The 24,647-nt window shown below is 74.1% G+C and carries 27 protein-coding genes; 12 read left to right on the top strand and 15 right to left on the bottom strand.

The window, feature by feature from the left end:
- Positions 1 to 5: 5 nt before the first annotated feature.
- Entirely contained in the window at positions 6 to 404 is a 399-nt protein-coding gene (locus AB0N29_RS08275) for a DUF4446 family protein (protein ID WP_302268965.1), read from the bottom strand.
- Positions 405 to 427: 23 nt separating this feature from the next.
- Between AB0N29_RS08275 and AB0N29_RS08270 the strand changes: the two genes are divergently transcribed.
- From AB0N29_RS08270 to AB0N29_RS08250, 5 genes are all read left to right on the top strand, one after another.
- Positions 428 to 1,267: a prephenate dehydratase gene (locus AB0N29_RS08270; RefSeq protein ID WP_302268964.1), complete on the top strand. Its 840-nt coding sequence runs from the start codon at positions 428 to 430 to the stop codon at positions 1,265 to 1,267.
- Positions 1,268 to 1,321: 54 nt separating this feature from the next.
- Positions 1,322 to 1,924, top strand: a complete 603-nt coding sequence (locus AB0N29_RS08265; RefSeq protein ID WP_302268963.1) for a TMEM165/GDT1 family protein — start codon at positions 1,322 to 1,324, stop codon at positions 1,922 to 1,924.
- Positions 1,925 to 1,943: 19 nt separating this feature from the next.
- Positions 1,944 to 3,197 carry an arginine deiminase gene (locus AB0N29_RS08260; protein ID WP_302268962.1) on the top strand — a complete coding sequence of 418 codons (1,254 nt, stop codon included), beginning with the start codon at positions 1,944 to 1,946 and terminating at the stop codon, positions 3,195 to 3,197.
- A 137-nt stretch (positions 3,198 to 3,334) separates the two neighbouring features.
- Positions 3,335 to 3,697 (top strand): cyclic nucleotide-binding domain-containing protein, encoded by a 363-nt coding sequence (locus AB0N29_RS08255; RefSeq protein WP_302268961.1) that lies wholly within the window; start codon positions 3,335 to 3,337, stop codon positions 3,695 to 3,697.
- A gap of 15 nt (positions 3,698 to 3,712) precedes the next feature.
- Entirely contained in the window at positions 3,713 to 4,780 is a 1,068-nt protein-coding gene (locus tag AB0N29_RS08250) for an adenylate/guanylate cyclase domain-containing protein (protein ID WP_364865716.1), read from the top strand.
- Between the two features lie 22 nt (positions 4,781 to 4,802).
- Here the strand turns inward: AB0N29_RS08250 and AB0N29_RS08245 are convergent, their stop codons facing one another.
- From AB0N29_RS08245 to AB0N29_RS08220, 6 genes are all read right to left on the bottom strand, one after another.
- Positions 4,803 to 5,750 (bottom strand): DUF5926 family protein, encoded by a 948-nt coding sequence (locus AB0N29_RS08245; protein WP_302268959.1) that lies wholly within the window; start codon positions 5,748 to 5,750, stop codon positions 4,803 to 4,805.
- A gap of 9 nt (positions 5,751 to 5,759) precedes the next feature.
- Positions 5,760 to 6,587 carry a glycerophosphodiester phosphodiesterase family protein gene (locus AB0N29_RS08240; protein WP_364865713.1) on the bottom strand — a complete coding sequence of 276 codons (828 nt, stop codon included), beginning with the start codon at positions 6,585 to 6,587 and terminating at the stop codon, positions 5,760 to 5,762.
- A gap of 67 nt (positions 6,588 to 6,654) precedes the next feature.
- A complete protein-coding gene (locus AB0N29_RS08235) occupies positions 6,655 to 7,296 on the bottom strand; it encodes a 3-oxoacid CoA-transferase subunit B (protein ID WP_364865711.1) in 642 nt (213 codons plus the stop codon).
- A complete protein-coding gene (locus AB0N29_RS08230; RefSeq protein ID WP_302268956.1) occupies positions 7,296 to 8,060 on the bottom strand; it encodes a CoA transferase subunit A in 765 nt (254 codons plus the stop codon). Before AB0N29_RS08230 ends, AB0N29_RS08235 begins: the two co-directional genes overlap by 1 nt.
- A 58-nt stretch (positions 8,061 to 8,118) precedes the next feature.
- Positions 8,119 to 9,306 (bottom strand): ATP-binding protein, encoded by a 1,188-nt coding sequence (locus tag AB0N29_RS08225; RefSeq protein WP_364865708.1) that lies wholly within the window; start codon positions 9,304 to 9,306, stop codon positions 8,119 to 8,121.
- An 82-nt stretch (positions 9,307 to 9,388) separates the two neighbouring features.
- Positions 9,389 to 9,673 (bottom strand): hypothetical protein, encoded by a 285-nt coding sequence (locus tag AB0N29_RS08220; protein ID WP_302268954.1) that lies wholly within the window; start codon positions 9,671 to 9,673, stop codon positions 9,389 to 9,391.
- A gap of 51 nt (positions 9,674 to 9,724) precedes the next feature.
- Between AB0N29_RS08220 and AB0N29_RS08215 the strand changes: the two genes are divergently transcribed.
- Genes AB0N29_RS08215 through AB0N29_RS08205 form a run of 3 tightly spaced genes read left to right on the top strand, consistent with a single transcriptional unit; the run spans position 9,725 to position 11,392 of the window.
- Positions 9,725 to 10,141, top strand: coding sequence for a DUF4385 family protein (locus AB0N29_RS08215; protein ID WP_364865706.1), 417 nt, complete (start codon positions 9,725 to 9,727; stop codon positions 10,139 to 10,141).
- A gap of 30 nt (positions 10,142 to 10,171) precedes the next feature.
- Positions 10,172 to 11,038 carry a DNA-formamidopyrimidine glycosylase family protein gene (locus AB0N29_RS08210; protein ID WP_364865704.1) on the top strand — a complete coding sequence of 289 codons (867 nt, stop codon included), beginning with the start codon at positions 10,172 to 10,174 and terminating at the stop codon, positions 11,036 to 11,038.
- An 18-nt stretch (positions 11,039 to 11,056) separates the two neighbouring features.
- On the top strand, positions 11,057 to 11,392 hold the full coding sequence (locus AB0N29_RS08205; RefSeq protein WP_364865702.1) for a rhodanese-like domain-containing protein: 336 nt from the start codon (positions 11,057 to 11,059) through the stop codon (positions 11,390 to 11,392).
- A 36-nt stretch (positions 11,393 to 11,428) separates the two neighbouring features.
- Here the strand turns inward: AB0N29_RS08205 and AB0N29_RS08200 are convergent, their stop codons facing one another.
- Both AB0N29_RS08200 and aat read right to left on the bottom strand, forming a co-directional pair.
- Positions 11,429 to 11,932 carry a hypothetical protein gene (locus AB0N29_RS08200; protein ID WP_364865700.1) on the bottom strand — a complete coding sequence of 168 codons (504 nt, stop codon included), beginning with the start codon at positions 11,930 to 11,932 and terminating at the stop codon, positions 11,429 to 11,431.
- A gap of 96 nt (positions 11,933 to 12,028) precedes the next feature.
- Positions 12,029 to 12,754 carry a leucyl/phenylalanyl-tRNA--protein transferase gene (aat, locus tag AB0N29_RS08195; RefSeq protein ID WP_302268949.1) on the bottom strand — a complete coding sequence of 242 codons (726 nt, stop codon included), beginning with the start codon at positions 12,752 to 12,754 and terminating at the stop codon, positions 12,029 to 12,031.
- Positions 12,755 to 12,790: 36 nt separating this feature from the next.
- Here aat and AB0N29_RS08190 point away from each other — a divergent pair, with 36 nt between their 5' ends.
- Positions 12,791 to 13,483 (top strand): EcsC family protein, encoded by a 693-nt coding sequence (locus tag AB0N29_RS08190; RefSeq protein WP_302268948.1) that lies wholly within the window; start codon positions 12,791 to 12,793, stop codon positions 13,481 to 13,483.
- Here the strand turns inward: AB0N29_RS08190 and AB0N29_RS08185 are convergent.
- From AB0N29_RS08185 to AB0N29_RS08160, 6 genes are read right to left on the bottom strand one after another with little or no spacing between them, the layout of a single operon-like run.
- Complete coding sequence (locus AB0N29_RS08185) at positions 13,444 to 14,658, bottom strand: hypothetical protein (protein ID WP_364865697.1); 1,215 nt, start codon at positions 14,656 to 14,658, stop codon at positions 13,444 to 13,446. The two genes, AB0N29_RS08190 and AB0N29_RS08185, sit on opposite strands and share 40 nt — an antisense overlap.
- On the bottom strand, positions 14,655 to 15,842 hold the full coding sequence (locus AB0N29_RS08180) for a hypothetical protein (protein WP_364865695.1): 1,188 nt from the start codon (positions 15,840 to 15,842) through the stop codon (positions 14,655 to 14,657). The genes AB0N29_RS08185 and AB0N29_RS08180 overlap by 4 nt, the downstream gene beginning before the upstream one ends.
- Entirely contained in the window at positions 15,839 to 16,945 is a 1,107-nt protein-coding gene (locus AB0N29_RS08175) for a hypothetical protein (RefSeq protein ID WP_364865692.1), read from the bottom strand. Before AB0N29_RS08175 ends, AB0N29_RS08180 begins: the two co-directional genes overlap by 4 nt.
- Positions 16,942 to 17,859 carry a hydroxymethylglutaryl-CoA lyase gene (locus tag AB0N29_RS08170; protein ID WP_364865690.1) on the bottom strand — a complete coding sequence of 306 codons (918 nt, stop codon included), beginning with the start codon at positions 17,857 to 17,859 and terminating at the stop codon, positions 16,942 to 16,944. The genes AB0N29_RS08175 and AB0N29_RS08170 overlap by 4 nt, the downstream gene beginning before the upstream one ends.
- Entirely contained in the window at positions 17,856 to 19,778 is a 1,923-nt protein-coding gene (locus tag AB0N29_RS08165; protein WP_364865688.1) for a biotin carboxylase N-terminal domain-containing protein, read from the bottom strand. Before AB0N29_RS08165 ends, AB0N29_RS08170 begins: the two co-directional genes overlap by 4 nt.
- Positions 19,779 to 19,789: 11 nt before the next feature.
- Positions 19,790 to 21,340, bottom strand: coding sequence for a carboxyl transferase domain-containing protein (locus AB0N29_RS08160; protein ID WP_364865686.1), 1,551 nt, complete (start codon positions 21,338 to 21,340; stop codon positions 19,790 to 19,792).
- A 126-nt stretch (positions 21,341 to 21,466) separates the two neighbouring features.
- On the opposite strand from AB0N29_RS08160, the gene AB0N29_RS08155 reads away from it, so the two are divergent.
- The 3 genes from AB0N29_RS08155 (at position 21,467) to AB0N29_RS08145 (ending at position 24,647) form a co-directional block, all read left to right on the top strand.
- On the top strand, positions 21,467 to 22,753 hold the full coding sequence (locus tag AB0N29_RS08155; RefSeq protein WP_364865684.1) for an O-acetylhomoserine aminocarboxypropyltransferase/cysteine synthase family protein: 1,287 nt from the start codon (positions 21,467 to 21,469) through the stop codon (positions 22,751 to 22,753).
- Between the two features lie 19 nt (positions 22,754 to 22,772).
- A complete protein-coding gene (locus AB0N29_RS08150; protein WP_364865681.1) occupies positions 22,773 to 23,885 on the top strand; it encodes a homoserine O-acetyltransferase in 1,113 nt (370 codons plus the stop codon).
- Positions 23,886 to 24,071: 186 nt separating this feature from the next.
- A complete protein-coding gene (locus AB0N29_RS08145; protein WP_364865679.1) occupies positions 24,072 to 24,647 on the top strand; it encodes a TetR/AcrR family transcriptional regulator in 576 nt (191 codons plus the stop codon).

Raw genomic sequence — 24,647 nt, 5'->3', positions numbered from 1 at the left:
GGAGCTCAGGGGCGGGCGGCGGAGACCGCCTCCTCCTCCTCGGGGGAGAGCTGCTGCTCGCAGGTCCAGCCGGCGACGTTCTTGGCGTAGGTGCGCGAGTCGCTGCGGCCGTGGATCGAGGTCAGCACGACGCCGTTCCCGCCGTCGTCGACCAGGGCCAGCGACCAGGACAGGTGCCCGCCCATGTCGCCGAAGGCGTCGTACCGCACGACGGCGAGGTGGCGCAGCGCGTCGCGCGTCTCGGCCCGCAGGGCGGCGACCTCCTGGCGCAGGCCGTGCACGTCCTCGGGGAGGGCGTCGACCGGAGCGGTGCGGGGCGCGGACGCCGTGCGCCTCAGCGCGAGCACGGCGAAGACGACGGCCACGAGGGCGACCACCAAGGAGAGCACTGCGAGGACGGCCACGGCGCCGACCCTAGACTGCGGCCGTGCCCGACGCCCGCCGCATCGCCTACCAGGGCGAACCCGGAGCCAACTCCCACATCGTGTGCGCCCAGCACTACCCCGACTGGGAGGCGCTCGCCTGCGCGTCGTTCGAGGACGTCTTCGCCGCCGTCGAGGGCGGTGACGCGGACCTGGCGATGATCCCGATCGACAACTCGATCGCCGGCCGCGTCGCCGACATCCACCACTTCCTGCCCGGCTCGGGCCTGCACATCATCGGCGAGCACTTCCTGCGCATCCGCTTCCACCTCATGGGTGTCCCCGGCTCGTCGCTGGAGTCGATCAGGACGGTGCACAGCCACGTGCACGCGCTGGGCCAGTGCCGCAAGGTCATCCGCGAGCACGGCCTGCAGCCGGTCATCTCCGGCGACACCGCCGGCGCCGCCCGCGAGGTCGCCGAGGCGGCCGACCCCACCCAGGCCGCGATCTCCCCGCCGCTGGCGGCCGACATCTACGGGCTGCAGGTCCTCGCCGAGGACGTCGAGGACGAGGAGCACAACACCACCCGCTTCGTCGTGCTCTCCCGCGACCTGCAGGAGGCCGAGCGCGGCAGCGGACCGGTCGTCACCAGCTTCATCTTCAACGTGCGCAACCTGCCCGCAGCGCTCTACAAGGCGCTGGGCGGCTTCGCCACGAACGGCGTCAACATGACCAAGCTGGAGAGCTACATGGTCGGCGGGCAGTTCACCGCCACCCAGTTCCTCGCCGAGGTCGACGGCCACCCCGACGACCCGGGCCTGGCCCGCGCGCTGGAGGAGCTGGCGTTCTTCACCACCGACATCAAGGTGCTCGGGGTCTACCCCGCCGACCCGTTCCGCGCCTGAGGGCTGCCGCCGCACCCTCCCGACCACCCTCCCCGCACCTGAAAGCAGCACCTCATGGACCTCGCCGTCGCGGCGATCGCCTTCGGCACGATCTTCCTCGTCGAGCTGCCGGACAAGACGTTCCTGGCCACGCTCGTCCTCTCCACCCGCTACCGGCCGCTGCTGGTGTGGATCGGCGTGGGCCTGGCCTTCGCCGTCCAGACGACCATCGCCGTGCTGCTCGGCCACGCGGCGTCGTTCCTGCCCGAGGAGGTCGTCCAGGTCGCGGCCGCGGTCATGTTCCTCATCGGAGCGGTCCTCCTGCTCCGCGAGGCGCGGGCGCACCAGCGTGACCGCGACGCCGACGAGGGGGCGGAGTTCGCCGAGCGGGCCAAGCCGGCGACCGGCTGGCGCGCGGTGCTCGCGTCGTTCCTGGTCCTGCTGGCCGCCGAGTGGGGCGACCTCAGCCAGCTGCTCACGATCTCGCTCGTGGCGCGGTACGAAGCGCCGTTCGAGGTCTTCGTCGGCGCCCTGGGCGCCCTCCTCGCGGTCAGCGGGCTCGCGGTGCTCGTCGGCCGGACGCTCATGCGCTGGGTGCCGATGCACGTGCTGTTCTACGCGGGTGCGGGCGTGTGCCTCGTGCTCGAGGCGTTCCTGATCTGGGAGCTGGTCCGCTGACGCGCCTACAGTTCCGGCCATGAGCGAGCAGCAGGCCCGGTACGGGGCCGACAGCGAGGTCGGACGGCTGCGGACGGTGGTGCTCCACCGGCCCGGGCCGGAGCTGAAGCGGCTGACCCCCCGCAACAACGACAAGCTGCTCTTCGACGGCATCCCGTGGGTCGCTCGCGCGCAGGAGGAGCACGACGCGTTCGCCGAGGCGCTGCGCACCCGCGACGTCGAGGTGCTCTACCTGACCGAGCTGCTGACCGAGACCCTCGAGCAGGAGTCGGCCCGCAACCACGCGATCAACTCCGCGCTCACCGGCCTGCACCTGGGCGACACGATGCGCGGCTACCTGGCCGGGTTCCTGCGCGAGGCGTCCCCGGCGGAGCTGACCGAGTACCTCACCGCGGGGATCCGCAACGACGAGGTCCGCGGCGGCTTCGGCCTGGTCACCTCGCTGCTGGCCAGCGACGACTTCCTGGTCGACCCGCTGCCGAACCTGCTGTTCACCCGCGACTCCAGCGTGTGGGTCCGCGACCGGGTGGCCGTCACCTCGCTGTCGATGCCCGCGCGCAAGCGCGAGACCCAGCTGACCGAGCTGATCTACACCGAGCACCCGCGGTTCCGGGGCACCCGCCGCATCCACGGCTGGCACAGCGAGCACGTGGAGGGCGGCGACGTGCTGCTGCTCGCCCCCGGTGTCATCGCCGTCGGCGTCGGCGAGCGCACCACCCCCGCGGGGGTCGAGCGGTTCGCGCGGCAGGTCTTCCACGCCGACCTCGCCCACACCGTGCTGGCCGTGCCGATCGCCCAGGAGCGGGCCACCATGCACCTCGACACGGTCTGCACCATGGTCGACGTCGACAAGATCGTGATGTACCCGAACGTCGCCGACTCCCTGCAGGCGTACGCCGTCACGCTGGACGCCGCCGCCGGCGACGCTCCTCCCGGCGAGCGCGGGGACGCCGGCGCGCTGACCCTGCGGGTGGCCGACGCCGAGCCGTTCCTCGTCGCGGCCGCCAAGGCGATGGGGATCGACACCCTGCACCAGATCGACACCGGCCTGGACCCGGTCACCGCCGAGCGCGAGCAGTGGGACGACGGCAACAACACCCTGGCGCTCTCGCCGCGGGTGGCCGTCGCCTACGAGCGCAACGTCGAGACCAACGACCGGCTCGAGGCGGCCGGCATCGAGGTCGTCCGCATCGCGGGATCCGAGCTCGGGTCCGGGCGCGGCGGCCCTCGCTGCATGAGCTGCCCCGTGACGCGCGACCCGCTGCCGGTCTGACCCTCGTCCGGCCGCACCCGAGCCCGCCGACCCGCCGGTGTGGCAGCCGTCTCCTTCACACCCCGGGGCCGGTCTGCGAGGATCGACCGCGGGAGGGGACCCGCCGTCGCACCGTTCGCGGTGAGTAAGGAACGCACATGAGCGTCTCGTTCTTCGAGAACTTCACCCCGCAGGAGGTCGCCCGGATCAGTGCCGCCGGCACCCGGGTCCACCTGCCCGAGGGCTGGTCGCCGATCTCCGAGCGGACCCCGGCCGACAAGGCCTACATCCTCCTCGAGGGCCGCGTCTCGGTGCGCCGGGGCAAGGAGGAGATCGCGCAGCTCGGCCCGGGCGACATCATGGGCGAGAAGGCGATCGTCGGGCACTCGCTGCGCACCGCCTCGATCGTCGCGCTGACCCCGCTGGACCTGATCCACCTCACCGCCGAGGCCGTCGAGCGGCTGTCGGAGGAGATGCCCTCCTTCCGCGAGGCGCTGAACGCCGTCGTCGAGTCCCGCTGACCGCGGTCGCCGCCCGTGGCTGACGACGGGGAGCGGCTCGACCTCACCGGCGCCGTCGAGGCGGTCGAGCGCTTCCTGCTCCAGGAGGAGCCGCGGTTCACCCGCGACGAGGTGATCGAGCAGTCCGGCGTCGAGGAGGCCGTCGCCGAGGAGCTGTGGCGGTGGCTGGGGTTCCCCCAGGCCGACCACGACGACGTGGCGTTCACCCGCCTGGACGTCGACTCCCTGCGCCAGGCCGTCGAGCTCGTCGACCTCGGCGTGCTCACCGAGGACCGTCAGGCGGCGCTGGTGCGCACCTGGGGGCGCAGCTTCGCCCGGCTCGCGGAGTGGCAGACGACGCTGCTGGCCGACGTCGCGCTCGAGGAGGGCGTCGGCGACCCGGTCGCGCGGGTCGCCGAGCTGGCCGAGGAGGTGCTCCCCCGGGTCGAGGCGCTCCAGTCCTACGTCTGGCGCCGCCACCTGGTCAGCGCCGCGGGGCGGCTGCTCGCCGTGGACTCCCCCGGCTCGCCGGCCACCTCCCTGGCGGTCGTCTTCGTCGACATCGTCGGCTACACCTCGCGCAGCAAGGGGCTCGACGAGGCCGGACTGGTCGGCTGGCTGGAGGGCTTCGAGTCGGTCTGCACCGACATCGCGGTCGAGCACGGCGGCCGGGTCATCAAGAACATCGGCGACGAGGTGCTGCTGGTCGCCGACGACCCGCTCGCGGCCGCCGCGATCGCCCTGCGGATGGTCGAGCGTGGAGCCGACCCCGACGACCCGTTCCCCGAGGTGCGTGCCGGACTGGCGTACGGCGCGGTGGTCAGCCGGCTCGGCGACGTCTTCGGCCCCACCGTCAACATCGCCGCACGGCTGACCTCCCTCGCCCGGCCCGGGACGGTGCTCGTCGACCGCGGGGCCCACGACGCGCTGTCGGGCCGACCGCCGGCCGACGACGCCGACCGCGACGACCAGGACGCCGACCGCGACGACCAGGACGGGGACGACGAGGACGCCGGCGACGCGCCGTACCGCTTCCGCCGGGTGCGCCGCACCTCGGTCAAGGGCTACTCGCGGCTGCAGCCCTGGGTGCTGCGGCGACGCTAGGTCCCGGCCCCGGCGTCGGCGCTCAGCGGATGGTCACCTGCCGGGTGGCGAGGCCCTGGCGGGCCGAGCGCTGCTCGGAGGTGAGGTCGGAGGTGTCGGCGAGCGCCTCGGCCAGCTCCTGGCGGAACCGGTCGGCCGGCTCCTCGAGCACCTCCGCGCCGGTGCCCAGCGGCAGGTCCCACACGGGTGCGAGCAGGCCGTGGGCGCGGAACATGCCCACGAACCGCGAGTCCGGCACCAGCACGTCGCGGCCCGCGACGTGCAGCCGCGCCAACGCGGTGAGCAGGTCGTCCTCCGGCTCGGGCATCACCCAGCGCAGGTGCTCCTTGGTGCCGACGTTGGTCCAGTACGCCGCCTCGACGCTGGTCAGGCGGGCGGTGGGGCTGGCGGCACCGTTGGCCTGCTCGAGCGCGGCCTCCATGCCGCTGGTGTCCTCGAGGTCGGCGATCCAGTACTCGAAGCCCTCGTGCACGGTGACCTCCAGCCGGTCGCCGGTGACCAGGTCCTGCAGGCGGGGCCCGGCCGCGGGCGGCTCGGTGAGGCCGACGATGCCCGGCTCGGCGACCAGCGCCTGCTGCAGGGCGGCCGCGAGGTCGCGGGAGGGGTCGCCGAAGGAGTGCTGGACCTGCAGGCCCAGCCAGGTCTGACCGCTCTCGCGGGCCATTGCCGGGGCCGCCATCGGCAGCAGGCTGGCGAGCACGACGGTGCGGTCCGGGTCGTCCTTCAGGGTCAGCGGCGCGGTCGCGGCCGGCACCAGCTCGCGCATCGCGACGATGTCGCACTCCGAGGGCAGGCCCTCGAACGGCCGCGCGACGAAGGGGGCAGCCGCCCCGCCGGGGGCGCCGTGGCAGGCCTTGTACCGCTTGCCAGAGCCGCACGGGCAGGGCTGGCGGGGGCCGACCTCGCCCTCGGCGAGGGGCGCGGAGGTGCGCGCGTCCGGGCGGGACTTGGTGCGGGACTTCTTCGCCATGGGCGAAGACTAGGCGCCGAGCTGCTGGAGGACGTACGCCGGGCGGTCGGTGATGACCGCGCGGACGCCGAGCTCGAGGCACAGGTCGAGCTGCTCGCGGGTGTTGACGGTCCACACGTGCATGCCGTGCCCGGCGCGGGTGATCCGCGGGCCGAGCGAGGGGTGCTCGGCCAGCTCCTCGACCCCGGGCCCGACGAGCCAGTCGGGGCCGATCATCCGGCGCAGGGCCGGCCAGTACTGCGCGCGCTCGAGCAGCATCACCAGCGGCACCCCCGGCGCGAGCCGCTCGACCCGCTGCAGCGCGGTGAAGCTGAAGCTCATCACCCGCGCCGGGCTCCCGGCCCGGTCCCAGCCGAAGTGCCGCAGCGTCTCCACGACCCGGCGCTCGACCAGACCGCTGTAGCGCGTGGGGTGCTTGGTCTCGATCGCCAGCTCCACGCGCCGGTCGTGGTCCGCGGCCACCTCGCACAGCCGGCGCAGGGTGAGCACCCGGTCGTGCTCCTCGTCGCGCTCCGGCGCCTCGTCGTCGAGGTCGGACCAGGGGTTCTTCCAGGTCGCGAAGTCGAGCTCGGCGAGCTCGGCCAGCTCCATCGTGGAGACGACGCCGCGCCGGCTCGCGGTCCGGCGCAGCTTGCGGTCGTGGACGCAGACCAGGTGGCCGTCGGCGGTCAGCCGCACGTCGCACTCGAGCGCCTCTGCGCCGGCGGCCAGCGCCGCGACGTACGCGCCGAGGGTGTGCTCGGCGTTGTCCGCGCTGGCCCCCCGGTGGGCGACGACCTGCGGCCGGGTCGCGGGCGTGGGGGGCGTGGCCGCCTGGCCGGCACCGTCGGACTGCACCGTCCCATCGTCGCGCACGACCGGCGCGGGCGGCGCCCGCCGGGCCGGCTCAGCCGCGCAGTGCCGTTCAGCTGCGCAGTGCCGGCTCGGTCTTCTCGCGCACCTCGTCCTCGGTGACGCCGGGCGCGAGCTCGACCAGCCGGAGGCCACCGCCCTCGGCGGGCGGCACGACGTCGATGACGGCGAGGTCGGTGATGATCCGCTGCACCACCCCGCGGCCGGTGTAGGGCAGGGAGCACTCCTCGACGATCTTGTAGGACCCGTCGCGGGCGACGTGCTCCATCAGGACCACGACCTTCTTCGCGCCGTGGACGAGGTCCATCGCGCCGCCCATGCCCTTGACCATCTTCCCGGGGATCATCCAGTTCGCGATGTCCCCGGCGGCGCTGACCTGCATCGCGCCGAGGATCGCGGCGTCGACCTTGCCGCCGCGAATCATCCCGAAGGACGTCGCGGAGTCGAAGAAGCTCGCGCCCCGCCGGACCGTCACGGTCTCCTTGCCGGCGTTGACCAGGTCGGGGTCCTCCTCGCCCGCCAGCGGGTAGGCGCCGACGCCGAGGATGCCGTTCTCCGACTGCAGCACCAGCTCGACGTCGTCGGCGACGAAGCTCGGCACGAGCGTGGGCAGCCCGATGCCGAGGTTGACGTAGGACCCGTCGGTCAGCTCCGAGGCCGCGCGCGCGGCCATCTCCTCGCGGCTCCAGGCCATCAGCGGACCATCCTCTTCTCGATGCGCTTGTCGGCCGCCTGCTCGGGGGTCAGCGCGACGACCCGCTGCACGAACACCCCGGGGGTGTGCACGTGGTTGGGGTCGATCTCGCCGGGCTCGACCAGCTCCTCGACCTCGGCGATGGTGACCCGCCCGCACATCGCGGCGAGCGGGTTGAAGTTGCGGGCGGAGTCCTTGTAGACGAGGTTCCCGTGCCGGTCGCCCCTCCAGGCCCGGACCAGGCCGACGTCGGCCACGATCGCGTGCTCGAGCACGAACTCCCGCGGTCCGTCGGCGGTCTCGAAGACCTGGGTCGGCTTCGGCGGGGACGCGACCACGACGTTCCCCTCGGCGTCGTAGCGCCACGGCAGACCCCCCTCGGCGACCTGCGTGCCGACCCCGGTGGCGGTGTAGAACGCCGGGATCCCAGACCCGCCGGCCCGCATCCGCTCGGCGAGCGTGCCCTGCGGGGTCAGCTCGACCTCGAGCTCGCCGGCGAGGTACTGCCGCGCGAACTCCTTGTTCTCCCCGACGTAGGAGGCGACCATCCGCCGCAGCCGGCCGGCCGCGAGCAGCCGGCCCAAGCCCCAGCCGTCGACCCCGGCGTTGTTCGACACCGCCTCGAGCTCGTCGACCCCCGCCTCGAGCAGCGCCTCGATCAGCACCGAGGGGATCCCGCACAGCCCGAACCCGCCCACCGCGATCCGCGAGCCGCTCGCGACGTCGGCCACCGCCTCGGCAGCGCTTCCCACAACCTTGTCCACAGGAGGGATCTTCGACCGGTCGGTGGACGGGGTCAATCGGCGGGTCGGTCGGAGAGGGTCACCGGGCCCGGAGGAACTTCCCGAAGTGCGGGACCGTGAACGCCACCGAGCCGCGCTCGCCGGAGTACACCAGCCCCTTCTTGATCAGCCCGTCGCGGGCGGGCGAGAGCGACTGCGGCTTGCGCCCCAGGTGCCGGGCCACCTCGGCGGTGGCGACCGGGCCGTCGTCGGCCTCCGCGCCCAGGTCGGCCATGGCGGTCATGTAGTCGCGCTCGGCAGGCGTCGCGCGCTCGTAGCGCGCCCCGAAGAAGCCGATCGCCAGCTCCGCCTCCGCGAGGGGGGCCGCCTCGGCGACGTCGTCCAGGGTGACCGGGGAGCCGACCGCGGCGTCCCAGACGACCTTGCCGTAGGCCTGGACGAAGTAGGGGTAGCCGTCGGTGAGGCGGTAGAGCTCGTCGAGCGCCCCGGCCTCGAAGTCGACGCCCTCCTCGGCCGCCGGCACCCGCCAGGCGCGGTCGGCCATCTCCCGCGGGAGGCGGTCGACCGAGACGTAGCGGAAGAGCCGCTCGGCGTAGGACTTCGAGGCGGCCAGCGCGACCGGCAGGTGCGGCAGGCCCGCGCCGACGACGACGAGCGGTGCGCCCAGCTGGCTGATCTCGTGGCACGCCCCGCACAGGGCGGTCAGCTCGGCGGGGTCGATGTCCTGCATCTCGTCGACGAACAGGGCGATCCCCACGCCGAGGTCGCCGGCGAGGCCCGCGACGTCGGTGAACAGCTCGAGCAGGTCCAGCTCGAGGTCCCCGGAGTCGGCGCGCCCCCTGGTGGCGGGCACGTCGAGCGGCGGGGTCCAGGCGTGGCCCTTGCGGTCGGCCAGCGTCGTGCGCAGGGCGTAGGCCTTGAGCACCCCGGCGACCTCGTCGACCCGGTCGGGGTCGCGGTGGCGGTGGGCCACCTCGCGCACGGCGGCGTGGACGGCCTGGGCGACCGGCGTCCGGATGCTGCGGTCGGGACGGGCCTCGATCTTGCCGGTGCCCCAGGCCCGCTTCACCGCCTGGCTGCGCAGCGCGTTGAGCAGCACGGTCTTGCCGACCCCGCGCAGGCCGGAGAGCACCATGCTGCGCTCCGGCCGGCCCGCGGCGACCCGCTCCAGGGTGATCTCGAACTGCTCCAGCTCCAGGTCGCGGCCCGCCAGCTCCGGCGGTCGCTGCCCGGCGCCGGGGGCGTACGGGTTGCGGATCGGGTCCATCCGACGACCGTATCGCCGATATGCGCCCGTCTAGGGTTCCTCCTAGACGTGTCGCGACGGCCCTATCGGCGGACGCGAGCCGCTAGCCGGCGACGGACGGCAGCGTGCCGGTGGCGTCGGTGTCGCCGCCCATCCGGCGGCCCAGCGCGATGTCGTACTGCTCGTCGAGCCCGGTGCGCAGCGCCTCGATCAGGGTGGGCACGTCCTCGACGGAGAGCCGGAAGGACCCCGCACAGAGGTTCTCCCGCCACAGCGAGAGCACGACGAGCCCCGACTCGTGGTGCCAGGAGACCCGGAGCGCGCGGTCGTCCCCCCGGGCGTCGAGGTGGATCGAGCCCGAGACCGGGAGCGGTCGCGCAGCGGTCATCCGCCCATGGTGCACCCGTCGCAGCCGGTTGTCACCGGGTACCGGCACGTCGTGCGCCGCTTCGACTACTCCCTCGACTACGCGGGCCTCGACCTGCGCGAGCACCCCGAGCTGTACGCCGTGGGTCGCGGCGAGCAGGGCGTCTTCCACGTCGAGCCGTACAAGTCCGAGCTCCTGCCCCTGTGGGAGTTCGCCACGGTGGAGAAGGCCGAGCGCTCCAGCGCGGCGATCGCCGAGCGCTTCGGGGCCTACCTCGCCGCGGGCGACTTCGTCGGCGCCGACATGGCCCGGAAGTACCTCCAGATGGGCTACACGCGGGCCCGCCGCTACGCCAACCGGCAGGAGGGCGAAAAGGCCCAGGAGAAGGCCGACGCCGCGCAGGTGTTCAAGGCGGCCTGGGACGCGGCCGCCGCCGACGCGACGTACCAGCGGCTGCGCGCGGAGCACCGCGAGCGCTACGACGCCTGATCTGCTCCCCGTCCTCCTAGACTCGACGACGTGCCCGAGCTGCCCGAGGTGGAAGCGCTGGCCCTCGACCTGTTGGGCCGGCTCGACGGACGCGCGATCGTCAGGGTCCACGTCGCGGCGTTCAGCGCCCTGAAGACCTTCGACCCGCCGCTCAGCGCCCTCGAGGGGACGCTCGTCGACGACGTCACCCGGCACGGCAAGTTCCTGGACCTGGACTGCTCCGGGACCCACCTCGTGCTGCACCTCGCCCGCGCGGGCTGGGTGCGCTGGCGCGACGAGGTGCCGACGATCCCGCCCAAGCCGAGCACGAAGTCCACCCTGGCCGTGCGCATCGTCCTCGACGACGGCTCCGGGCTCGACGTCACCGAGGCGGGCACCCGCAAGAGCCTCGCGATGTACGTCGTGCGGGACCCGATGGACGTCCCCGGCATCGCCACGCTGGGCCCCGACCCGCTCGTCGACGACTTCACCGTCGAGCGGCTCGGCGAGATCCTGCAGCGCGAGGGCCGCAAGCAGATCAAGGGCGTGCTGCGCCACCAGGGAACGATCGCCGGCATCGGCAACGCCTACTCCGACGAGATCCTGCACGCGGCCCGGATGTCGCCGTACAAGCCGGCGAGCTCGATCGAGGGCGAGGAGCTGCAGAGTCTCTTCGACGCGCTGCGCGCCACCGTCGGCGCCGCGGTCGACCGCTCGCGCGGGCTGGCGGCCAGCGAGCTCAAGGGCGAGAAGAAGTCGAACCTCGCCGTCCACGGCCGCACCGGACAGCCGTGCCCGGTCTGCGGCGACACCGTCCGCGAGGTCTCCTTCGCCGACTCCAGCCTGCAGTACTGCCCGACCTGCCAGACCGGCGGCAAGCCGCTGGCCGACCGGCGGATGTCGAAGCTGCTCAAGTAGGCCGGGTTAACTGGTGCCATGAACCAGATCCCCACCGTGACCCTCGACGGCGTGCCCGACCCCCTCCCCCAGGGCCTGGTGGTCCTCGACGTGCGGGAGCCGGTGGAGTGGGAGCACGGGCACATCGAGGGCGCCGTGCACGTCCCGCTCATGGACCTGCCGCAGCGCCTCGGCGACCTGCCGGTCGGGCAGACGCTGGTGGTGTGCAAGGTCGGCGGCCGCTCCGCGCAGGCGGTCGGCTACCTCGCCCAGCAGGGGTACGACGTCGTGAACCTCGACGGCGGGATGCTCGACTGGGAGGCTGCCGGCCGACCGATGGTCAGCGAGAACGGCCAGCAGCCCCGCGTGGTCTGACCTGGGTCCGACCGGGCACGACCCCGGTGCGGTGGATCAGGGAGTGGTGTCCTCGGTGGGCAGCCCCTCGGGGGAGGGGGCCTCGGCGGACGGCGCACCCATGCCCGGCATCTGGTCGGCGCAGTTCTCGGTCATCCAGGTGTTGAGCGCCTTCATCTGCTCCTGCTCGGAGTCGGAGTAGTCACCGGAGTCCTTGAGCTCGGAGAGGTCCTCGACGTCCTCGATGTCCTGGGCCTGCTCGAGGACGAGCTCGAAGCCCTGGCGGGCGTCGTCGGGCAGGTCGCTGGGCGTGCCGACGTCCTTCATCTTCGCGCTCCACTCCTTGAGCGCGTCGACGGCGGCCTGCTCCTGCTCGCTCTCCGACCCGTCGGTCGGGGCGGCGACGAGCGACTCGAAGATGCTGCTGTAGGCGGTGCAGAAGTCCTCGGTCGACGCGTCGTCCGGCGCGGAGCTGGCCTCCTCGTCCCCACCGCACGCGGCGGCGAGGGGGGCGAGCAGCAGGAGGGACGAGGTGGCGACGGCACGGCGCAGGTTCAGCATGGGTTCCTCACGGTTGGGTGGCTGGTGCGGCGCGTGCCCTGCGGGTGGCAGGACGAGCGGGGCGCCGCTGGCTCACTCTGCCCAGCCTGGCACGGATCAGTCCTCGGCGGCCTTCGGGGTCGGCACCGGGGTCGGCACCAGCCCGGGAGGCAGGGGGAGCCGCACCGCGCGGCGCAGCCGGTCGAGGTACGTCGCGCGCGGCACCTCGACGACGCCGAGCGAGGCGAGGTGCGGGGTGGACCACTGGACGTCGAGCAGGCGGTCGGCGGCGTGCTCGTCGCGCAGCCGCTCGACCAGCCCGACCAGGGCGACCTTGGAGGCGTCGCGCGCCGTGTGGAACATCGACTCCCCCGCGAACAGCCCGCCGACCGCAACGCCGTACAGCCCGCCGACCAGCTCGCCGTCGCGCCAGGCCTCCACCGAGTGCGCCCAGCCCAGCTCGTGGAGGCGGAGGTACGCCGCGCGGATGTCCTCGTCGATCCAGCCCTGCGGACGGCGCGGGTCGCCGCAGGCGTCGACGACCGCCGCGAAGGCGGTGTCCACGCGGACGTCGAAGTCGCGGCAGGACCGCCGCAGCGAGCGGGAGACCGTGAGCCCGTCGAGCGGGAGGACCCCGCGGCGCACCGGGCAGAACCAGTACATCGGGTCGCCCGGCGTCCCGGACGGCATCGGGAACAGCCCCTGCCGGTACGCCGCGAGCAGCGTGCCGGGCGCGAGGTCGGCGCCGACGGCGACGAGGTCGTCGAGCGGGTCGTAGCCGGCGGGGTCGCCGAAGGCCCACGCCGACGGTGGCGGCTCGACGGGGACCACGGGATCGGGCACGGACCGACGTTAGCGAGGGCTCCCTACGATGTCGGCATGAGCGTCAAGCGCAGCGTCACCGGACACGTCGGCCGGCAGCTCGCCCCCCGGTTGGCCCAGCTGGCCCCCGGGCTGACCACGTCCTTCGTCCGGGAGGCCCTGCACCGCGCGATCGCCGGCGTCGGCCCCCTGCCCCCGGCCGCGGCCGCGGCGGAGAAGCAGCTCGCCGAGCAGAAGGGCGACGTCGACCGCGCGGTGCACGAGGTGATCGAGAACCACGTGCGCTACGCCGGCGCCAGCGGCTTCACCACGAACGTCGGCGGCCTGGTGACCGCGGCGGTGACCATCCCGGCGAACATCACCGGCCAGGCGCTCATCCAGTGCCGGATGATCGCCGGGATCGCGCACCTGCGCGGCTACGAGCTGGCCGACCCGCGGGTGCGCAACGCGGTCCTGGTGACCCTGCTCGGCGAGGACAAGGTCGACGAGCTGGTCAAGAAGAACAAGCTCCCCGCCCCGCCGATGGCGCTGGCGACGGCCCCGACCCACGACCCCGACCTCGACGCGATCGTCTCCGCGGAGGTGGCCACGGAGCTGATCACCAAGGTGGCGGGCAAGCGGATCGCCACGACGATCGGTCGCCGCGTTCCGGTGGTCGGCGGCATCGTCGGCATGGGCGCCGACGGGTACGCCACCTGGCGGGTGGGCCGCTACGCCGACCGCGAGCTCCTGCCCCGCACCCGGCGGTAGACCGCGAGGGCGGCGCGGCCGCCCCGGCCGCCCTGGAGGCGGCGCACGACCTTCTCGCGCAGTCGGTAGGAGGGGCGCAGGTAGGACCGGTCCAGCGCCCGGCGCGTCTCGTCGAGCTCGCCACGCAGGCGGTCCTGCTCCTCGCGGAGCGCGACGTTGTCCAGCAGCAGCGCCTTGATCGCGTCGACGGCCGCGCCGGCCACCTGGCGCTCCGCCGGGTGGTCGGGGTCCGACCACCGCGGGAGCGGGGGCGGCCCGGCCAGGTCGGCGAGGTCGCCGACGACGTCGTACCCGCGCCGGGCGACCTCCTCGGCCCAGTCCGCGGCGAGCTGCCGGGCCCACGGGTGGACGTCGGGCGGCAGGGCCAGGCGCGGGGAGCGGGTGCGCCGCGACAGCGTCTGGTGGGCGAGCAGCTCGCGGACGAGCGGACGGTAGTGCGCCGGCTCGACCACCTTGTTGACCGCACGGTTGACCCGCCGCAGCAGGGCGGTCTCGGGGACGCCCAGGGAGGGGTTGGCCCGCTCGGCGTGCAGGTCGAGGTCGACGTCGTCGAGGCCGAAGGCGTGGCTGAAGCGCTGCCAGAGCAGCTCCGGCGGCCCACCCGGGGGCGGCACGGTCACCAGGTGGACCCGCTCGGGCGGCAGGTCGTGGCCCCAGCGGGCGAGGATGTCGGGGATCTCCTGGACGCCCCAGAACCAGGTGGCGATCCGGCTCTCCCGCGCGGGGTCGCGGACCTGCTCGAGGAACGCCGCGTAGCTGATCGTGCTGCGGTGCTTGACGTTCTCCTGCCACTCCGCGGGGATCTGGCGCACGAGGTCGCGCACGGAGAGCACGAGGTGCACCTCGGTGCCGGACCCGTGGCCGAGCGACTCCAGCGCGCGGCCGACCTGGGAGCGCGACGCGGTGGCCAGGATCTCGTGGCTGACGACCGACGTGCCGCTGTGCCGGCGCACCCGCTCGGCGAGCCGGTCCCAGGCACCGACGGCCTCGGTCTCCAGGCCGCCCCAGGGCAGCCGCATCAGGTCCAGCGCGGCGAGGAAGTGGGCGTCGAACCGGTCGGCGGGGTAGAGGATGCCGTGCCCGGCGAGGAGCCGCTGGTTCCGGAACAGCACGTCCTGGAGGTAGGACGTTCCGGTCTTGGGCGTGCCGACGTGGAGGAGAACCTTGGCGCTCATCGGTCCTCGCTCCCCCTGTCGTCCTCCGTGCCCGTGCCGGCGTCCGTGCCCGCACCTGCGCCCGCGTCCGCCGCCAGCAGCAAGCGCACGGCGAGGGCGAGCACGCCCTCCTCCGAGGGCTCGGGCACGCCGTCGGGGTGCCCGGGCAGCAGCCCGTCCGGGTCGCCGACGACAGGGTAGCCAGCCGACCGGGCGGCGTCGCGCAGCCGCACCGCGTGGGTGCGGACCCACCGGTCGTGCTCCGCGGGCACGACGAGGGGCGGCCCCCCGGCCGCGGCCAGCCGCGGGACCAGCACCTCCCGCAGCACCCGGGTGCGTCGCTCCGGCGGCACGAGCAGGCCCAGCACGGGCGCCGTGCGCCGGGCGAGCTCGGCGCCGTCGGCCGGCAGCACCGGCGGACCCGACAGCGGGCCGCGGGTGCCGGTCAGCCGCGGCAGGGCCGCGGGGTCGAGGACGAGCCGCACCCGGTCGCGGCCGACGCGGGACTCCCACCGGCGCAGCGCCTGGAGCACGTCGACCCGCGGGGGGACCCGGTCGCGGCGCACGGCGTCGGCCAGCCAGTCCGACCACGACGGTGCGCCCTCGCCGGTCACCCGGTGGCACCAGGCGTGGCCGAGCATCGTGGCGAGGTCGTCCGCGAGCACCAGCACGACCGACCCGCGGCCGCCGGGCTCGCGGCCCTGCTCCCGTGCCTGTCGGCGGGCGGCGTCGGCCAGCCACGGGTCGCCGACGAGCCGGAAGCGCCGGCGCCAAGGCCGCGTGGCCCCGGGTGGCACCGGCGGGAGGTCGGCGGCCACCAGCTCGTCGGCGAGCACCGAGGTCGCGACGCGCACGAGCTCGTCGGCGGGCAGGGCGGCGGGGTCGACGGGGCGGGGCCCGAACCGACCGGGCTCCACGGCGCCGGCCAGCTCCAGGTCCGGCCGTCCGCGGCCCGGCGCGCTGGCGGCGAGCACACGGCCGACGAGCCCGGCCGAGGGCCGCCCGGCGGCGTTGACGCGGCGGAGCAGCTCGAGCTGCTGGGCGCCCGGGAGGAGCCGGCCGTGGGTGGCCGAGGCGTCGGCCTCACCCGCCCAGCCATCCCAGGGGGTGGTGCCGCCGGCGCGGAGGTGGGCCAGCCAGCCCCACGCGCGCCGTTCCCCGGCCGCGGGGGGCCGCGAGCCGGTGGCCGGTACCGGTGGGGTCACTGCTGCCGGAGCCGCTGGGCGTGCGCCCGCGCCTTGGCCAGGATCGCCCGCTCGGGGTCCTGCCGGCGGGCGGCCTCGCGGGTCATCGCGGCGAGCGCGTCGAGGGCGACGCCGAGCTGCTGCTTCGGGGGGACCCGGTCGGGGTCGCGCCAGGTCTGCTCGTCGGGCGGCGGCCCCGGCCGGAGCTCCTCCAGGTCGCCCACGACGTGGATGCCGGAGGCCCCGACCCAGTCGATCCAGCGCTGCGCCTGCTCCTCGGCCCAGGGGTACATGTCCGGGGGCAGCCGCACGGGGGCCGACTCGCGGCCCACGAGCTCTCCCTGCGCGAGCATCTCCCGGATCAGCTCGTCGTAGGACGCCTCGCGGCGGGTGGCCCGGTCCATCCGCCGGTTGAGCCGGCGCACGACCTGGGTCTCCACGATGCCGAGCGACTGGTTGGTGCGGTCGCTGTCCTGCGGCGCCCAGGCGGGGTCGATGTCGAGGGCCGCGCAGAAGCGCCGCCACAGCTCGTCCCCGCGCTGCTCGGCCACGCGGCGCGGCGGGACCGTGACCAGGTGGACCTGCTCGGGCGGGAGGCCGGCGCCCCAGGTCGCGAGCACGGCGGGGAGGTCGAAGGCGTGGGAGAACCACGGCCTGCCCTCGCGGGTCCGGGCCAGGAAGCGCCGGTAGGTCCACTTGCGGCCCTGCTTGATGCTCTCCTGCCAGGCGGCGGGGACCTGGCGGGCGAGGTCGCGCGCGCTGTAGACGACGTGCAGCTCTGCCCCCTCGCCGGCGAGGTCGCGCTTGGCGCGGGCGACCTGGGCGGGCGTGGCGGGCGCGAGGATCTCGTGGCTGATGACCACGGTCCCGGTCCTGCGCCGCGCCTTGCGGGCCAGGGCGTTCCAGGCGCCGGCCGCGTGGCCCGGCGGACCACCCCAGTCCTGGCCCAGGAGGTCGAGGGCGGCGCGGAAGTGGAACAGGGCCGGTGTCACGAGCGGCGACCCGGTCGGCACGTGCACGCCGTGCCGGGCGAGCAGCCGCGCGTTGCGGGTCAGCCGGTCCTGGACGTACGTCGTGCCGGTCTTGGGTGCCCCGACGTGGAGGTAGACGCGGCGGGTGCTCACGACCCCGATCCTGCCAGGGCACGGACGACGGCCGACGGGCTGGGCCGTCCCAGCTGCCGCGCCATCCAGGCACTGGTGGCCACGACGGCGTCGAGGTCGACGCCGGTCTCGATGCCGAGCCCGCGCAGCATCCACAGCAGGTCCTCGGTGGCGAGGTTGCCGGTGGCGCTCTTGGCGTAGGGGCAGCCGCCGAGGCCGCCGGCGCTGGCGTCGAAGGTGGTGATCCCCGCCTGCAGCGCGGCGTAGGTGTTGGCGAGCGCCTGGCCGTAGGTGTCGTGGAAGTGCAGGGCGAGCCGCTCGGGGCCGAGGCCGGCCGCCGCGAACGCCTCGACCAGGGTGCCGACCTGGCCGGCGGTGCCGACGCCGATGGTGTCCCCGAGGCTGAGCGTGCTCGCGCCGAGGTCGACGAGCCGCCGGCCAGCGGCGACGACCTGCTCGACCGGCACCGCGCCCTCCCACGGGTCGCCGAAGCACATGCTGAGGTAGGCACGGACCTCGACGCCGGCGTCGCGTGCGCGGCGCACGGTCGGCTCGAACATCGCGAACTGCTCGTCGAAGGACCGGTTGAGGTTGCGCTGGGCGAAGGTCTCGGTCGCGGAGCCGAAGACGGCGACGTGCCGGCAGCCCAGCTCCAGGGCGCGGTCCAGGCCGCGGTCGTTCGGCACCAGCACCGGCAGGTCGCGGGCGCGGTCGCCGATCCGCTCGCCCAGCACGGTGAGCAGGTCCGCGGCGTCGGCGAGCTGGGGCACCCACCGGGGGTGGACGAAGCTGGTGGCCTCGACGACGGGCAGGCCGGCGGCGAGCAGCCGCTCGACGAACTCCGCCTTGACCTCGGTCGGGACCTGGCCGGCCTCGTTCTGCAGGCCGTCGCGGGGACCGACCTCGTAGACCGTGACGTGGGTGGGGAGGGTCATGACAGGTCGGTACCCGTCACCTCGAACAAGCGCGCCCCGAGCGGCACCTGTCGCCCGGCGACCGCCTCCACGGCCGTCACGGTGCCGTCGTACGGCGCCTTGAGCGCGAACTCCATCTTCATCGCCTCCATCACCCCGAGCACCTCGCCGGCCGCGACCTGCTGCCCCTCGGCGACCCGCACGTCGAGGACCGTGCCGGGCATCGGCGCGGGCACCGTGCCGTCGCCGGCGTCGGGCCCGGTGTCGGCGAGCACGTCGGGGCGGGTGAACACGTGGCGCTGCCCGTCGAGGACCACCTCGACGGTGTGGGCGCGGGCGTCGACGACGGCGCGACGACGGCGGCCCTCGACCTGGGCGACGACCACGTGCCGCTCCGCGCTGACCGCGACGAACGGCACGCCGTCGACGGTCCCGGCGGCGCCGACGCGGCCGTCGGTCACCGGGACCGGGCGGTCCAGCTCGACCAGGACGGGTGCCGGCGGGCCGGCCAGCCGCCAGCCGTCGGCCTGGAAGGGGTGGGGCTCGCCGGTCGCGGCCGGGGTGAGCAGGTGCGCCGCGGTCCACGCCGCGAACAGCCGGGCCTCGTCCGGCGCGGGAGCGGCGAGCTCGTGCCGGTCCAGCCACGCGGTGTCGATGGTGGCGTCGCGGAACTCCTCGCCCGCGACGAGCGCGCGGAGGAAGCCGGTGTTGGTGGTCAGCCCGGTCACCGCGGTCTCGTCCAGGGCGCGCAGGAGCCCGCGGCGCGCGGACTCCCGGTCGGGGCCGTGAACGACGACCTTGCCCAGCATCGGGTCGTACGCCGTGGACACGACCTGCCCGCTCTCCAGCGCGTGGTCGACCCGGACGCCGGGTCCGGTGGGCCAGCGGACCAGCTCGGCCCGGCCGGCCTGGGGCAGGAACCCGCCGAAGGCGTCCTCGGCGTACACCCGGGCCTCGATGGCGTGCCCGCGTGCCGGGAACGGGCCGAGCCCCTCGAGCCGGCCGCCGTCGGCGACGAGCAGCTGCAGCTCGACGAGGTCGACGTCGTGGACCAGCTCGGTGACGGGGTGCTCGACCTGGAGGCGGGTGTTCATCTCCAGGAACCAGAACTCCCCGGTGTCGGCGTCGAGCAGCAGCTCGACGGTGCCGGCGCCGACGTAGCCGACCTGGGCGGCGAGCGCGACCGCGGCCCGGGCGACCTCGGCCCGCGTGGCCTCGTCGAGCGTGGGGGCGGGCGCCTCCTCGAGCACCTTCTGGTGCCGGCGCTGGGTCGAGCAGTCGCGCTCGCCGAAGGCCAGCACTGTGCCGTGGGTGTCACCGAGGACCTGGACCTCGATGTGGCGGCCGCGCTCGACGTACCGCTCCACCAGCAGCGTGTCGTCGCCGAACGCGCTCGCGGCCTCGCGGGCTGCGGCAGCCCGGGCCTCGGCCAGCTCGGCCGCCGAGCGGACCACCCGCATGCCCTTGCCGCCGCCGCCGGCGGCCGCCTTGACCAGCACCGGGTAGCCGAGGGTGCCGGGGTCCGCGTCGAGGGCGTACGACGGCACGACGGGCACGCCCGCGGCGACCGCGACCTCGCGGGCGAGGTCCTTGCGGCCCATCTGCTCCATCACCGCGGCGCTCGGGCCCACCAGGACGACCCCGGCGGCCTCGAGCGCGCTCGCGAACGCCGAGCGCTCGGACAGGAACCCGTAGCCGGGGTGGACCGCGTCGGCACCCACCGACACCGCCGCCGCGACGACCTCGTCGACGTCGAGGTAGCTGCCCACCCGGACCGCCTCGTCGGCCGCGCGGACGTGCGGCGCGGCGGCGTCGAGGTCGGTGTGGACCGCGACGGTGCGGATGCCGAGGCGGGCCGCGGTCCGGAAGACCCGCAGCGCGATCTCGCCGCGGTTGGCCACGAGGAGGGTGCGGATGCGGCCGCTGGTGGAGCCGGTCATGTTCGTTCCCATCACATGCGGAAGACGCCGTAGGAGGGCGCCGGGATCGGGGCGTGGGCGGCGGCCGCGAGGCCCATGCCGAGCACGCGGCGGGTGTCGACGGGGTCGATGACGCCGTCGTCCCAGAGCCGGGCCGTGGCGTAGTACGGCGAGCCCTGGGTCTCGTACTGCTCGCGGATCGGGGCCTTGAGGTCCTCGTCGTCGGGGCGGCCCGCGACGGTGGCGAGCACCGACGCGGCCTGCTCGCCGCCCATCACCGAGATCCGCGCGTTGGGCCACATCCACAGGAACCGCGGGTCGTAGGCCCGCCCGCACATGCCGTAGTTGCCAGCGCCGAACGAGCCGCCGATGACGACGGTGAGCTTCGGGACCACCGAGCAGGCGACCGCGGTGACCAGCTTGGCGCCGTCGCGGGCGATGCCCTTGTTCTCGTACTCCCGGCCGACCATGAACCCGGAGATGTTCTGCAGGAACACCAGCGGGATGCCGCGCTGGTTGCACAGCTCGATGAAGTGCGCGCCCTTGAGGGCGGACTCCCCGAAGAGGATCCCGTTGTTGGCGACGATCCCGACCGGGTGGCCCCAGATCCGCGCGAAGCCGGTCACCAGCGTCTCGCCGTAGAGCTTCTTGAACTCGTGGAACCGGCTGCCGTCGACCACCCGGCGGATGACCTCGCGCACGTCGTACGGCGTGCGGGTGTCGGCGGGCACCACGTCGTAGAGGCCCTCGGGGTCCTCGGCCGGCTCCTCGACCTCGTGCACCTCCCACGGCGCCGCTCCGCCGGCCCGGTGCGGCGGCCGCTCGAAGGTGGAGACGATCGACCGGACGATCGCGAGCGCGTGGGCGTCGTCCTCGGCGAGGTGGTCGACCACCCCGGAGGTGCGGGCGTGGACGTCGCCGCCGCCGAGCTCCTCGGCGGTGACGACCTCGCCGGTCGCGGCCTTCACCAGCGGCGGGCCGCCGAGGAAGATCGTGCCCTGCTCCTTGACGATGACGGTCTCGTCCGACATCGCCGGGACGTAGGCGCCGCCGGCCGTGCACGAGCCCATCACCGAGGCGACCTGCGGGATGCCGCGCGCGGACAGGTTGGCCTGGTTGAAGAAGATCCGCCCGAAGTGCTCGCGGTCGGGGAAGACCTCGTCCTGGAGCGGCAGGAACGCGCCGCCGGAGTCGACGAGGTAGACGCACGGCAGGTGGTTGTCGGCCGCGACCTGCTGGGCGCGCAGGTGCTTCTTGACGGTCACCGGGTAGTACGTCCCGCCCTTGACCGTCGCGTCGTTGGCGACCACCACGCACTCGCGTCCGCTGATCCGGCCGATGCCGGTCACCACGCCGGCCGAGGGCACGGGCGTCTCCCCCGGCGCGCCGTACATCCCCGTCGCGGCGAGCGGGCTGAGCTCGAAGAACGCGCTGCCCGGGTCGAGGAGCCGGTCGACGCGGTCGCGGACGAGCAGCTTGCCGCGGGCGGTGTGCTTGGCACGCGCCGCCTCCGAGCCGCCGAGCCGGGCGGTCGCGAGGCGCTCGCGCAGGTCCTCGACGAGCGATCTCAGGTCCTGGGTCACCCGGGCAGGTTAGCGATCGTTAACCGGTAACGTCGAGCGACCGGGTGCGTCCGCTCGGCGGACGCCCATTGTCCACCGAATGGCTCGACAATACGCTGGCGCGCCCGACCCACCCAGGAGGAACACGTGCCGCACAGCCCCGAGACCCTCGCCGTCCACGCCGGCCAGGAGCAGGCCGACCCCGCGACCAACGCGCGGGCGGTGCCGATCTACCAGACCACGTCCTACGTCTTCAACGACACCGAGCACGCCGCGAACCTGTTCGCCCTGGCCGAGCCGGGCAACATCTACACGCGGATCATGAACCCGACGCAGTCGGTCTTCGAGGACCGCGTCAACCAGCTCGAGGGCGGGGTGGGCGCCCTGGCGACCGCGAGCGGCTCGGCCGCCACGACGTACGCCGTGCTCAACCTGACCTACGCCGGCGACAACATCGTCGCCCTCTCCACGCTGTACGGCGGCACCTACGCGCTGTTCGCCCACACGCTCCCGCAGTTCGGGATCGAGGTCCGCTTCGTCGACCCCGAGAAGCCCGAGGACCTCGCGAAGCACGTCGACGAGAAGACCAAGATGGTCTTCGGCGAGACGATCGGCAACCCGCGGATCAACGTCATCGACATCCCCGCCTGGGCCGAGGCCGCCCACGCCCAGGGCCTGCCGCTGGTCATCGACAACACCACGCCCTCGCCGTACCTCGTCCGGGCGATCGAGCAGGGCGCCGACGTCGTCGTGCACGCCGCGACGAAGTACATCGGCGGCCACGGCACGTCGATCGGCGGCGTGATCGTCGACTCCGGGAAGTTCGACTGGGCCGCGCACTCCGAGCGGTTCCCGGGCCTCACCCGGCCCGACCCGGCGTACCACGGCGCGGTGTGGACCGAGGCCGCCGGCCCGGCGGCGTACATCATCCGCGCCCGCACGGTGCTGCTGCGCAACACCGGCGCGGCGATCACCCCGATGAACTCCTGGCTGTTCCTGCAGGGGCTGGAGACGCTGCACCTGCGCATGGAGCGGCACAGCGAGAACGCGCTGGCGGTAGCGCGGTACCTCGAGGGCCACGAGGCGGTCTCCTGGGTGAGCTACCCGGGCCTGGAGTCCAGCGCCTACAAGGCCGTCGCGGACCGCACCTTCACCGGCAAGGGGTACGGCGGCCTGGTCAGCTTCGGGCTCAAGGCCGGCCGCGAGGGCGGGCGGACCTTCATCGAGTCACTGGAGCTGTTCAGCCACCTCGCCAACATCGGCGACGCCAAGTCGCTGGCGATCCACAACGCCACGACCACCCACTCCCAGCTGACGCCCGAGGAGCTCGTCGCCGCCGGCGTGCCCGAGGACATGGTCCGCCTCTCGATCGGCATCGAGCACGTCGACGACATCATCGCCGACCTCGAGCAGGCGCTGTCGGCCACCAAGTAGCGCCGGGCAGCACCGCTCCGTGACCGGACCGATCGGCTACGTCGAGACCCAGCGGGTCGTCCTCGCCTCCGAGGACGACCCGCTGCGCCTGCGCGGCGGCGGGCGGCTCGACCACGTCGAGGTCGCCTACGAGACCTACGGCGCGCTCTCGCCGGACCGCGACAACGCGGTGTTCGTCTGCCACGCCCTCACCGGGGACGCGCACGCCGCCGGGCTGCACCTGGGCGCCAAGAAGCGCGGGTGGTGGGACAACCTGATCGGTCCCGGTCGGCCGGTCGACACCGACCGGTTCTTCGTCGTGTCGGCGAACCTGCTCGGGGGCTGCTCGGGCACCACCGGGCCGCTGTCGACGGACCCGGCCACGGGCGCGGCGTACGGTCTGGGGTTCCCGATGCTGCACATGAGCGACCTGGTGGCCGTGCACCGGCGGCTGCTGCGCTCACTGGGGGTGTCGCGGCTGCACGCCGCCGTCGGTGGATCGCTGGGCGGGATGCAGGTCCTGCAGTGGGTGGTCGACGCCCCCGACGAGATCGACCGGGCGGTCGTCGTGGCGGCCTCCTCCCGGCTGACCCCGGAGAACATCGCCTTCTCCTCCGTCGCCCGCGAGGCGATCATGAGCGACCCCGACTTCCACGACGGGCGGTACGCCGAGAAGGGGGTCCAGCCGCGCCTGGGCCAGAAGATCGCCCGGATGATGGCCCACATCACCTACGTGTCGGCCGCCTCGCTCGAGACCAAGTTCGGCCACCGGCGCACCAGCACCGGCGACGACTGGCGGATGGGGCCGGACTTCGAGGTCGAGCACTACCTCCAGCACCAGGGCGAGACGTTCCTCGACCGCTTCGACGCGCTGTCCTACCTCTACCTGACCCGGCTGCTCGACTACTTCGACCCCTTCGCCGACCCCTGGACCGCCGACCGGCTGCGCGCCACCCGCACGCGCTTCCAGGTCACCTCCTTCGACAGCGACTGGCGCTTCGACACCGGCCAGTCCCAGCGGCTCGCCCGCGAGCTCGCCGCCTGCGGGGTCGACGTCGACCTCGCCGAGCTGGCCTCGCCCTGGGGCCACGACTCCTTCCTCCTCGAGCCGCCCGGCTACCACGAGCGGTTGCGGGGGTTCCTCGTCGACTGAGGCTCGGGGGTCGGTGGTTGAGAAGGCCGCGGAGCGTCAACATCCCAAGTGAACCTGGGATGTTGAAGGTTCCCTGCGGTTGCAACGGCCGCGGAGCGTGAGGATCCCAAGTGAACTTGGGATGTTGACGCTTCCCTGCCTTTCCTCCCGCCGGGCCGGGGCCGGCCCCCGCTAGCCTTGCCGACCGTGAGCCGTCGCGCGCAGATCCTGGCGACCGCGGCCGAGCTGTTCGCGGCACGCGGGTTCCACGGGGTGTCGGTGGCCGACCTCGGGGCGGCGTGCGGGATCTCCGGGCCGGCGCTCTACAAGCACTTCCCGTCCAAGGACGCGATGCTCGCCGAGATGCTGGTGTCGATCAGCGAGGAGCTGCTGGTCGTGGGGCGCCAGCGGGTCGCCGAGGCGGGCGACCCGGAGGGGGCGCTGGTGGGGCTGGTGGACTGGCACGTGTCGTTCGCGCTGGGCCGGCGGGCGCTGATCGTCGTCCAGGACCGCGACTGGGAGTCGCTGCCGGCCGACGCGCGGGAGCGGGTGCGCGCGCTCCAGCGGGCGTACGTCGACCTGTGGGCCGACCAGCTGCGCGGCGTGCACGACGGGCTGGGGACCGAGCGGGCGCGGGCGATGGCGCACGCGACGTTCGGGCTGCTGAACTCCACCCCGCACAGCGGCCTCCTGCCCGACGAGCCGATGCACGAGCTGCTGGCCGGCATGGCGCTCGCCGCGCTCGGCGTGCGGGCACCGGTCGGTCGGCCCAGCGGGGCCTAG

It is taken from the genome of Nocardioides sp. NPDC092400 (genome assembly GCF_040684155.1).
In the GTDB taxonomy this organism is placed as follows: Bacteria; Actinomycetota; Actinomycetes; order Propionibacteriales; family Nocardioidaceae; genus Nocardioides.
Note: the sequence above shows the minus strand (reverse complement) of the source record. Positions and strands in the feature narration are given on the sequence as shown.